General features: G+C 40.0%; 9 protein-coding genes, 1 other RNA gene and 3 pseudogenes. 12 read left to right on the top strand and 1 reads right to left on the bottom strand.

From position 1 onward, the window contains the following. The first annotated feature begins 280 nt into the window (after positions 1 to 280). The 10 genes from comW to HT723_RS09705 all read left to right on the top strand — a co-directional run bounded on the left by comW (position 281) and on the right by HT723_RS09705 (position 7,746). The gene (gene comW / locus HT723_RS09750) at positions 281 to 517 is read left to right on the top strand and encodes a sigma(X)-activator ComW (protein WP_000939541.1); all 237 of its coding nucleotides are present in this window, start codon (positions 281 to 283) and stop codon (positions 515 to 517) included. 230 nt (positions 518 to 747) lie between these two features. Beyond that, the gene (locus HT723_RS09745) at positions 748 to 2,034 is read left to right on the top strand and encodes an adenylosuccinate synthase (RefSeq protein ID WP_001832534.1); all 1,287 of its coding nucleotides are present in this window, start codon (positions 748 to 750) and stop codon (positions 2,032 to 2,034) included. A gap of 199 nt (positions 2,035 to 2,233) precedes the next feature. Next, positions 2,234 to 2,701: a tRNA adenosine(34) deaminase TadA gene (tadA, locus tag HT723_RS09740; RefSeq protein ID WP_138702619.1), complete on the top strand. Its 468-nt coding sequence runs from the start codon at positions 2,234 to 2,236 to the stop codon at positions 2,699 to 2,701. Between the two features lie 32 nt (positions 2,702 to 2,733). Continuing rightward, an RNA gene (gene ffs, locus HT723_RS09735) (signal recognition particle sRNA small type) lies at positions 2,734 to 2,831 on the top strand. A 56-nt stretch (positions 2,832 to 2,887) separates the two neighbouring features. Next, positions 2,888 to 3,331 (top strand): dUTP diphosphatase, encoded by a 444-nt coding sequence (locus HT723_RS09730; protein ID WP_000701992.1) that lies wholly within the window; start codon positions 2,888 to 2,890, stop codon positions 3,329 to 3,331. Between the two features lies 1 nt (position 3,332). Continuing rightward, positions 3,333 to 3,848, top strand: a complete 516-nt coding sequence (locus tag HT723_RS09725) for a histidine phosphatase family protein (RefSeq protein WP_000691236.1) — start codon at positions 3,333 to 3,335, stop codon at positions 3,846 to 3,848. A gap of 13 nt (positions 3,849 to 3,861) precedes the next feature. Continuing rightward, positions 3,862 to 5,223 (top strand): DNA repair protein RadA, encoded by a 1,362-nt coding sequence (gene radA / locus HT723_RS09720; RefSeq protein ID WP_172935113.1) that lies wholly within the window; start codon positions 3,862 to 3,864, stop codon positions 5,221 to 5,223. A 72-nt stretch (positions 5,224 to 5,295) separates the two neighbouring features. Further along, entirely contained in the window at positions 5,296 to 5,793 is a 498-nt protein-coding gene (locus tag HT723_RS09715; RefSeq protein WP_007285146.1) for a carbonic anhydrase, read from the top strand. Positions 5,794 to 5,817: 24 nt separating this feature from the next. Continuing rightward, complete coding sequence (locus HT723_RS09710; RefSeq protein ID WP_172935112.1) at positions 5,818 to 6,633, top strand: PrsW family intramembrane metalloprotease; 816 nt, start codon at positions 5,818 to 5,820, stop codon at positions 6,631 to 6,633. A 144-nt stretch (positions 6,634 to 6,777) separates the two neighbouring features. Next, the gene (locus tag HT723_RS09705) at positions 6,778 to 7,746 is read left to right on the top strand and encodes a ribose-phosphate diphosphokinase (protein ID WP_000010164.1); all 969 of its coding nucleotides are present in this window, start codon (positions 6,778 to 6,780) and stop codon (positions 7,744 to 7,746) included. A gap of 56 nt (positions 7,747 to 7,802) precedes the next feature. Here the strand turns inward: HT723_RS09705 and HT723_RS09700 are convergent. Further along, positions 7,803 to 8,650, bottom strand: a pseudogene (locus tag HT723_RS09700) (IS630 family transposase). 112 nt (positions 8,651 to 8,762) lie between these two features. Here HT723_RS09700 and HT723_RS11725 point away from each other — a divergent pair. Both HT723_RS11725 and HT723_RS09685 read left to right on the top strand, forming a co-directional pair. After that, positions 8,763 to 9,733 (top strand): annotated as a pseudogene (locus HT723_RS11725) (PD-(D/E)XK nuclease family transposase). A 296-nt stretch (positions 9,734 to 10,029) separates the two neighbouring features. Continuing rightward, positions 10,030 to 10,428 (top strand): annotated as a pseudogene (locus HT723_RS09685) (helix-turn-helix domain-containing protein); the annotation flags it as partial. Positions 10,429 to 10,454: the final 26 nt, after the last annotated feature.

Here is a 10,454-nt window from a genome sequence, read left to right as displayed (position 1 = left end):
GTGATAAAGTCGGGATTATAACATGCTTGTTTGAAACTAAGCAACTATACTATGCGTTTTTCTTATTTTAAGATTTTTACCTCAACTCTCTTTTAGTATTTAACGCAGTTAATAAGGTCTATAATAGTCTAATTTAGGTAGTAAATTTGTTCCTATTCTGTCAACTTTTCCTATTTTTTATCTTATTGAGGTTGGTATTTGTACAATTCAGGAATTATTAATGATTAATTAAAATTTTTTGTTAGAATAAGTTCATAAAAAAGAAAAGGAGTATTTGATCATGTTACAAAAAATTTATGAGCAGATGGCGGATTTTTATAGAAATATTGAAGAAGAGTATGGTACTGTATTTGGTGATAATTTTGACTGGGAACATTTTCATTTTAAATTTTTAATTTATTATTTAGTGAGATATGGTATTGGGTGTCGTAGGGATTTTATCGTTTACCATTATCGTGTTGCTTATCGTTTGTATCTTGAAAAGATGATAATGAAACAAGGTTTTATTTCTTGTTGAGATAGTCTGAGTTAATTTCCGAACAAACTTACTTTTTTATAGCAATATAACAATAAATAGCTGTTAATTTTTCTAAAACATTTTTTAATAGTTGGAAATAGCAAATCTTTCTATTGTTTCTTCTTGATAAAAAGGCGATTTTTTCTTATAATAAATTGTAAGATATAATTGCAGGTGAGAGTCCTGCCATGTATGTGAGAAAGGAAGAGCCTGAGGGCTCAGACAAGATTATGACTTCAGTTGTTGTTGTAGGTACCCAGTGGGGTGATGAAGGTAAAGGGAAGATTACAGACTTCCTTTCAGCGAATGCAGAAGTGATTGCACGTTACCAAGGCGGTGATAATGCAGGGCACACGATTGTGATTGATGGTAAGAAATTTAAGTTGCACTTGATTCCATCTGGAATTTTCTTTCCTGAGAAAATCTCTGTTATTGGGAATGGTATGGTTGTAAATCCTAAATCGCTTGTGAAAGAGTTGAGCTATCTTCATGAGGAAGGTGTGACAACTGATAACTTGCGTATTTCTGATCGCGCGCATGTCATTTTGCCTTATCATATCGAGTTGGATCGCTTGCAAGAAGAAGCTAAGGGCGACAATAAGATTGGTACTACAATTAAGGGAATTGGTCCAGCTTATATGGACAAGGCTGCTCGTGTTGGGATTCGTATCGCAGATCTTTTGGATAAAGATATTTTCCGTGAGCGTTTAGAACGTAACCTTGCTGAAAAGAATCGTCTTTTTGAAAAATTGTATGACAGTAAAGCGATTGCTTTCGATGATATTTTTGAAGAATATTACGAATATGGTCAACAAATCAAGAAATATGTAACCGATACATCTGTTATTTTGAATGATGCGCTTGATAACGGTAAACGTGTGCTTTTTGAAGGTGCACAAGGTGTTATGCTAGATATCGACCAAGGTACCTATCCATTTGTTACGTCATCAAACCCTGTGGCTGGTGGTGTGACCATTGGTTCTGGTGTTGGTCCAAGTAAGATTGATAAGGTTGTTGGTGTATGTAAAGCCTATACGAGTCGTGTAGGAGACGGTCCTTTCCCAACTGAGTTATTTGATGAAGTGGGAGAACGTATCCGTGAAGTCGGTCATGAATATGGTACAACAACTGGTCGTCCACGTCGTGTGGGTTGGTTTGACTCAGTTGTCATGCGTCATAGTCGTCGTGTTTCTGGTATTACTAATCTTTCATTGAACTCTATCGATGTTTTGAGTGGTTTAGATACAGTGAAGATCTGTGTGGCCTATGATCTTGATGGTCAACGTATTGACTACTATCCAGCTAGTCTTGAGCAATTGAAACGTTGCAAGCCTATCTATGAAGAGTTGCCAGGTTGGTCAGAAGATATTACCGGAGTTCGCAATTTGGAAGATCTTCCTGAGAATGCGCGTAACTATGTTCGTCGTGTGAGTGAATTGGTTGGCGTTCGTATTTCTACTTTCTCAGTAGGTCCTGGTCGTGAACAAACAAATATTTTAGAAAGTGTTTGGTCCTAAGAGATTTTTAAGATTTGTTTAAGATAGGTCGGGTATATTATAGACAGTTACAAGAAGACCTCCTAACTTGTTGTAACAAATATCCTAAACTTTTCTTTTTCATAATAATCTCCCTATAAAGTCACCACATTCGGTGGCTTTTTTTGTGTTGGGATTCATGATATAATAATAAAATCGATAAGTAGAAAAAGGGAAATTGATGAATTATACAGTTGAAGAAAAAGAAGTCTTCATGAGAGAGGCTTTGAGAGAGGCTGAGATTGCTCTTGAACACGATGAAATTCCAATTGGTTGTGTGATTGTCAAGGACGGAGAAATCATTGGTCGTGGGCATAATGCGCGTGAGGAATTACAGCGAGCGGTTATGCATGCGGAGATTATGGCCATAGAGGATGCGAACTTGAGTGAGGAGAGTTGGCGCTTGCTGGACTGCACACTTTTTGTGACCATTGAGCCTTGTGTCATGTGTAGTGGGGCGATTGGACTCGCCCGTATTCCAAACGTGGTCTACGGGGCTAAAAACCAGAAATTTGGCGCTGCTGGGAGTTTGTACGATATCTTGACAGATGAGCGTCTCAATCATCGTGTGGAGGTTGAAACGGGAATTTTGGAAGATGAATGCGCAGCTATTATGCAGGACTTTTTTAGAAATAGGCGGAAAAAATAATTTTGCTTTTAAAATGAATAGGAATGTGATATAATAAATAGTGGAGCAACAGTTCTGCGTGAAGCGGGTCAGGGGAGGAATCCAGCAGCCCTAAGCGATTTGAATTGTGTGCTCTTTTTTTCGTGCTTTTTCCGAATAAATAAGATAGAATAATCTAGAATAAATGATAATAGAAAAGAGAAGATGATGAAAATTCGTGGTTTTGAATTGGTTTCTAGTTTTACAGATGAAAATTTATTGCCCAAGCGTGAGACGGCGCATGCGGCTGGTTACGACTTAAAGGTTGCTGTGCGTACAGTTGTTGCGCCAGGAGAGATTGTCTTGGTTCCGACAGGGGTTAAGGCTTATATGCAGCCGACTGAGGTTCTCTACCTCTATGATCGTTCTTCAAATCCTCGTAAGAAGGGCTTGGTTTTAATTAACTCAGTTGGGGTCATTGATGGGGATTATTATGGAAATCCTGGAAATGAAGGGCATATTTTTGCGCAGATGAAGAATATCACAGATCAAGAGGTTGTTCTTGAAGTTGGGGAACGTATTGTCCAGGCTGTTTTTGCTACTTTCTTAATTGCAGATGGAGATGCAGCTGATGGCGTTCGAACTGGTGGATTTGGATCGACAGGGCACTAGAATGAAGATTATCTTTGTACGTCATGGGGAGCCAGATTACCGTGAGTTAGAGGAGCGTTCTTATATAGGATTTGGGATAGATTTGGCACCCTTGTCTGAGATGGGACGGCAGCAAGTCCAGAAATTGAGCAAAAATCCTTTACTCTCGTCAGCTGAAATAATCGTATCTTCTGCAGTCACAAGAGCTTTAGAAACGGCTTCGTATGTGGTCTGTGCTACGGGTCTTCCTTTAAGAGTAGAGCCTTTATTACATGAATGGCAGGTCTATAAAACAGGAATAGAAAACTTTGAAACAGCTAGAAGACTGTTTTTAGAAAACAAGGGGGAGTTGCTTCCTAATAGTCCTATTCAATATGAGACAGCTACGGAAATGAAGTCTCGGTTTCTAGAATGTATGTCTAAGTATCGAGAACATCAGACTGTGGTAGTTGTTGCTCATCGAATGCTCATGCGCCAGTTTGTGCCAAATGAGAAGATTGATTTTTGCCAAGTGATTGAGTGTGAGTTAGAGATATAGAAAGAGGTTTGTCATCGCAAAGAAAAAAGCGACATTTGTATGTCAAAATTGTGGGTATAATTCCCCTAAATATCTGGGACGTTGCCCCAACTGTGGGTCTTGGTCTTCTTTTGTGGAAGAGGTTGAGGTTGCCGAGGTCAAGAATGCGCGTGTGTCCTTGACAGGTGAGAAAACCAAGCCCATGAAACTAGCTGAGGTGACTTCCATCAATGTCAATCGAACCAAGACGGAGATGGAGGAATTCAACCGTGTGCTTGGAGGCGGAGTGGTACCAGGAAGTCTCGTCCTCATCGGTGGGGATCCTGGGATTGGGAAATCAACTCTTCTCCTACAAGTCTCAACCCAGTTGTCCCAAGTGGGGACAGTTCTCTATGTCAGTGGGGAGGAGTCTGCCCAGCAGATTAAATTACGTGCAGAGCGCTTAGGTGATATTGATAGTGAGTTTTATCTCTATGCAGAGACCAATATGCAGAGTGTTCGTGCAGAAGTGGAGCGTATCCAGCCAGACTTCTTCATTATTGACTCTATCCAGACCATTATGTCTCCTGAGATTTCAGGGGTGCAGGGGTCTGTTTCTCAGGTGCGTGAAGTGACAGCTGAACTTATGCAGTTGGCTAAGACTAATAACATCGCCATCTTTATTGTAGGGCACGTGACCAAGGAGGGAACCTTGGCTGGGCCTCGTATGCTAGAGCATATGGTGGATACGGTGCTTTATTTTGAAGGGGAGCGCCACCATACCTTTCGTATTTTGAGAGCGGTCAAAAACCGTTTTGGTTCCACTAATGAGATTGGGATTTTTGAGATGCAGTCGGGTGGCTTGGTTGAAGTCCTCAATCCGAGTCAAGTTTTCCTAGAAGAGCGTTTGGATGGAGCGACTGGCTCATCAATCGTTGTGACTATGGAAGGGACGCGTCCGATTTTGGCGGAGGTTCAGGCCTTGGTGACACCGACCATGTTTGGAAATGCCAAGCGTACTACGACAGGGCTTGACTTCAATCGTGCGAGTCTGATTATGGCTGTTTTGGAAAAGCGTGCAGGGCTTCTCTTGCAAAATCAGGATGCCTATCTCAAATCTGCTGGTGGTGTCAAATTGGATGAACCTGCGATAGACTTGGCCGTTGCGGTTGCTATTGCTTCGAGCTACAAAGACAAGCCAACTAATCCTCAGGAATGTTTTGTCGGAGAGTTAGGCTTGACTGGAGAGATTCGGCGTGTGAATCGTATCGAACAACGCATCAACGAAGCTGCTAAGTTAGGCTTTACTAAGATTTATGTACCTAAGAATTCCTTGACAGGAATCACTCCGCCCAAGGAAATTCAGGTCATTGGAGTGACAACGATTCAGGAAGTTTTGAAAAAGGTCTTTGCTTAATCTGTGACAAATCTTCTTAAAAATGATAAGATAGGAGAAATATTTGACTATCAAATTTTCGAGGAGGGAATCGTGTCGTATTTTGAACAGTTTATGCAAGCTAATCAGGCTTATGTTGCCCTACATGGGCAGTTAAATCTGCCACTTAAACCCAAAACTAGAGTGGCTATTGTGACCTGTATGGACTCTCGTCTGCACGTTGCGCAAGCTCTGGGCTTGGCACTTGGGGATGCTCATATCTTGCGGAATGCAGGTGGTCGAGTGACTGAAGACATGATTCGTTCGCTAGTTATTTCCCAGCAACAAATGGGGACAAGAGAGATTGTGGTATTGCACCATACAGACTGTGGTGCTCAGACCTTTGAAAATGAACCTTTTCAGGAGTATTTAAAAGAGGAATTAGGTGTAGATGTGTCAGACCAGGACTTCTTGCCCTTCCAAGATATAGAAGAGAGTGTACGCGAGGATATGCAACTGCTTATCGAGTCTCCCCTAATACCAGACGATGTCACTATCTTTGGTGCCATTTACAATGTTGATACAGGAAGTATGACAGTCGTAGAATTATAAATACTTCATTTAGAAAGAAAGTGTATGAAGAAAAGCAGTATTTTATTTATTTTTATTTTATTGCTATGTATTGGTTTACAGTATGAAACCATCTACTATACGGACGGTTCGAGGTCAGGTGCGGAATATGGACTAATGGGAGTTTCTATCTTTCTAGCTCTCTTTTACATGATTCCGGCTCTTTATTTTCTCTTCCGTATTGGGAAAAAATGGGAATTGCCAAAGAAGGTTTTGATTCTGTCTTTATTGGGAGGGATGTTCCTTTCAGGCTGGTTGTCTAGCTTTGCGAATACCTATATCCATGATTTGCTGGGTATGCTTTTCCCAGATAGTACATTTTTAAATGCCTTTGAAAGTGCTATTGTGGCTCCTTTGGTAGAAGAGCCCTTGAAATTATTGCCACTTGTCTTTGTTTTAGCTTTGGTTCCTGTGCGAAAATTAAAATCTTTGTTTTTACTAGGAATTGCTTCTGGTTTGGGATTTCAAATGATTGAGGATATTGGCTACATTCGTACGGATTTGCCAGAGGGCTTTGACTTTACTATTTCGAGAATTTTAGAGCGTATCATCTCAGGAATTGCCTCTCACTGGACTTTTTCAGGTCTAGCTGTAGTAGGTGTTTACTTGCTTTACAGAGCCTATAAAGGACAGAAGGTTGGTAAGAAACAGGGCCTTATTTTTCTAGGTTTAGCCTTGGGAACTCACTTCTTGTTTAACTCTCCTTTTGTGGAGTTGGAAACAGAGTTGCCTTTAGCGATTCCAGTGGTTACGGCTATTGCTCTCTATGGTTTTTATCATGCTTATTGCTTTGTTGAGAAACACAATGAGTTGATGACCTAGAATATTTTTCAAAAGAATGATGCAAGGGTACAAATATGGTGCCCTTCTTTTATTTTTGATTGAAAAATAGTGCAAAAAGCGCTACAATGGTAGATGGAAAATCTTGTGAAAAGCACAAGTTATACATATATACCGGAGGAAATCATGTCTTTTTCTGATTTAAAGCTGTTTGCCCTTTCTTCTAATAAAGAATTGGCAGAACGTGTGGCGCAGGAGATTGGGATAGAGTTGGGGAAATCAAGTGTTCGCCAATTTTCAGATGGAGAGATTCAGGTCAACATTGAAGAATCAATCCGTGGGAAACACGTCTTTATCCTACAATCAACTAGTTCGCCTGTAAATGACAATCTGCTTGAAATTTTGATTATGGTAGATGCTTTGAAGCGTGCGAGTGCAGAATCTGTCAATGTTGTCATGCCTTACTATGGGTATGCACGTCAGGATAGAAAGGCGAGAGCGCGTGAGCCAATCACTTCAAAACTTGTCGCAAATATGCTTGAAGTAGCTGGAGTGGATCGTTTATTGACCATCGACTTGCATGCTGCGCAAATTCAAGGATTCTTTGATATTCCTGTGGATCATTTGATGGGTGCTCCTCTGATTGCAGATTATTTTGAGCGTCGTGGTATGGTTGGTTCTGACTATGTGGTTGTCAGCCCGGACCATGGAGGGGTGACTCGTGCTCGTAAGTTGGCAGAATTTTTGAAAACATCTATCGCTATTATTGATAAACGTCGTAGCGTTGATAAGATGAATACTAGTGAAGTTATGAACATCATCGGTAAGGTTGAAGGCAAGACTTGTATCTTGATTGATGATATGATTGATACCGCTGGAACGATTTGTCATGCGGCAGATGCTCTTGCGGAAGCTGGTGCTGTTGAAGTCTATGCAAGCTGTACGCACCCAGTTCTTTCTGGTCCTGCTACGGACAATATCCAAAAATCAGCTATTAAGAAATTGGTTGTTTTGGATACTATCTATCTGCCAGAAGAGCGTTTGATTGATAAGATTGAGCAGATTTCAATCGCTCATCTTCTAGGGGATGCTATCGTACGTATTCATGAAAAACGACCACTTTCTCCACTTTTCGGTATTGAGAAAAAAATTTAATGACCAAGACTGAGATGGTTCTCAGGTTTTTTCGTCTTTTTTCCGAATAAATATAGTCAATTGAAACAAGAACAAGACAAAAGAGCCTCGTAAAAGGTATTGCAACTTGGTAATACCTTTTTGAGATGCTTTTTGATATGAGCCCATGTCTTCTCAATAGGATTGTACTCAGGTGAGTAGGGAGGAAGGGGTAAAAGTTTATGCCCAAACTCTTCACACAAGAATTCTATTCTAGCTATTCTATTGGAATCTTGCATTATCCATAATAATAACTGAGGGTGTATTTAATGTCGGTAAGAGAAATTTCTGAAACCAAGCTTCAAAAAAGTCGCTCGTCATTGTTTCTTGGTAAGTTATTGGAGCGATTAACTCACCATTTGTTAGCCCTGCAACCAAAGAAATCCCCTGATATCTTCTTCCAGAGACTTTACCTCCTATTAACTGACCTTTTGATGAGCAACCATATTCTCGATAAAAGTAAGTATCGAATCCTGTTTCATCAATATAAACAGGTGCTAAGTGCTTTAAACTATTAAAATTCTTAAGAAATAAGGATACTTTTTCTGGGTCTTGTTCATAGCAGGTGTGGTTCTTTTTTTCGAGTGTACCCCATAAATTTGAGCGCATAGTGGATAGTAGTTGGATGACAGCCAAATTCAGAAGCTATTTCAGTCAAATAAGCGTCTGGATTGTCAGTAAGATAGTTTTTAAGTCTATCTTTATCAACTTTTCTTGGTTTTGTTCCTTTTACTTGATGGTTTAGCTCTTCTGTTCCCTCTTTTAGCCTTAACCAGCCATAAATGGTATTACGTGAGATTTGGAAAACCTGTGATGCTTTTGTTATACTACCTGTTCGCTCACAATAGCCGAGAACTTTTTTACGAAAATCTATTGAATATGCCATAAGAAGATTATACAACATTGTGTACTGTTTTTGGTTCATTTTACTATAGATAGAAGCAGTGAATCTAGCAAACCTAGATTTAAAAATGTGCTATAATGAAAGGAGAGAAAGAATGATTCTCAGACATCCGGGCATTAGCTCAACCAATGATTTGGACGCTAAGAAAATCTTTAGCAATCCAGAAATCACTTGTCAATTTATCCGCGATATGTTGGATTTACCAGCCAAAAATGTGACCATTTTGGAGGGAAGTAATATTCACGTCTTGCCTTCTCTGCCCTATTAAGCACAAGATTTCTATACCAGTATAGACGTCTTGGCGGAGTTGGATAATGGAACCCAAGTAATCATTGAAATTCAAGTTCATCATCAGAATTTTTTCATCAATCTCCTGTGGGCTTACTTGTGCAGTCAGGTCAATCAAAATCTAGAAAAAATTCGCCAATAAGAAGGAAACGCTCACCAAAGTTATAAACACATCGCATCAGTATACGCAATAGCTATTGTGGATAGTAATTACTTTCAGGATGATCAAGCTTTTCATAGCTTTAGTATGCGAGAGGGAACGACAGGTGAAGTCTTAACCATCACAAACAATGGACAGGAAAACCATCTAGTCAAGATGGTATTCTTGGAATTAAAAAATACAGAGAAACCAGCAAGGATAGCGTTCGCAAGCCATGGTTGGAGTTTTTCGGGAATAAACCCTTTACCCAGCGCCCCGAGCGAGCCATCAGCCAAGCAGACCAACTGCTAGATTACAAGAGCTGGTCCGAGGAGGACAGGAAAATGTTTAGTCAACTACGTATGCGTGAAGAACAAGCCTTGTTAGCGCAGGACTATGCATTGGAACAAGCGGAGGAAAAAGACTTAGAGCGTGGTCGTGCAGAGGGGATTGAACAGGGACTGGAGCGTGGTCTTGAACGTGGACGAGCTGAAGGGATTGAACAAGGGCGAGAAGAAGGCTTGGAACGTGGGAAACTTTTTGCCTTTCTGGATATGGTTCGCCAAGGACTTCTGACTTCCGAGGTTGCCAGCCATCAGCTGGGTATGAGCGTCGCTGAGTTTGAGTCCTTGCTATGAGGTCACATTTTTTTAATATAGTAGAAAGTTAATGAAATGGCGAGTTATTTCTAAAATACTTGTCATTTTTGATTGACATTTGGAAGGGGGGATAGGATAATACCATAGAAGTGAGTTCTGTCCAACTATCGATATGGATTAGATATGTGAAGTTTGACTCAAAGTTTAAGAAATTTGTGAGATTTTCACTTGGGAGATACGGTATTTGAAGGGTATTTCATCTCACAAAGGTGTTTTTTCAACCTTTTTTGAAAAAAATGAAAGCTCTTCTAGGCATAAGAAAACACCTCTGTGTTATACTTGTTGTTCAACCACAAACACAAGAAAGGCACAGAGATGCAAGACAATTATACTACAAAAGCCAAACAAAAGAAGGAAAATCAAATAGAGAAATTGCCTCTTTGCTTGGAAAAGCTCCTCAAACTATCCACACTGAAATCAAGCGTGAGACAGTCTGACAATGTCTTGGAAAAGGGTGCTTCAAAGAGGTTTATTCTACCGACTATGCTCAACAGTCTTATGAAAACAATCGCAGGCGCTCGGTCAAGAAATCAAGCTTAACCAAAGAACTAAAGGAAAAGATTCTCCACTATCATAATCAAAAGTTTTCTCCTGAAATGATGGTTATGGCTAAAGGGGTTAACGTGGGAATTTCAACCATTTACTATTGTATTCATAATGGAAAATTGGGATTAATACTAGACTAAAATCAAAAAGCATT

Source organism: Streptococcus sp. 2106, from assembly GCF_013277315.1.
GTDB lineage: Bacteria > Bacillota > Bacilli > Lactobacillales > Streptococcaceae > Streptococcus > Streptococcus pseudopneumoniae.
The sequence above is the reverse complement of the archived record's forward strand: the minus strand, read 5'-3'. Positions and strand labels throughout refer to the sequence as shown.

Coding starts and splice junctions, on each gene's coding strand:
- comW (WP_000939541.1), top strand. CDS start 281: ATGTTACAAAAAATTTATGAGCAGATGGCGGATTTTTATAGAAATATT.
- HT723_RS09745 (WP_001832534.1), top strand. CDS start 748: ATGACTTCAGTTGTTGTTGTAGGTACCCAGTGGGGTGATGAAGGTAAA.
- tadA (WP_138702619.1), top strand. CDS start 2,234: ATGAATTATACAGTTGAAGAAAAAGAAGTCTTCATGAGAGAGGCTTTG.
- HT723_RS09730 (WP_000701992.1), top strand. CDS start 2,888: ATGAAAATTCGTGGTTTTGAATTGGTTTCTAGTTTTACAGATGAAAAT.
- HT723_RS09725 (WP_000691236.1), top strand. CDS start 3,333: ATGAAGATTATCTTTGTACGTCATGGGGAGCCAGATTACCGTGAGTTA.
- HT723_RS09710 (WP_172935112.1), top strand. CDS start 5,818: ATGAAGAAAAGCAGTATTTTATTTATTTTTATTTTATTGCTATGTATT.
- HT723_RS09705 (WP_000010164.1), top strand. CDS start 6,778: ATGTCTTTTTCTGATTTAAAGCTGTTTGCCCTTTCTTCTAATAAAGAA.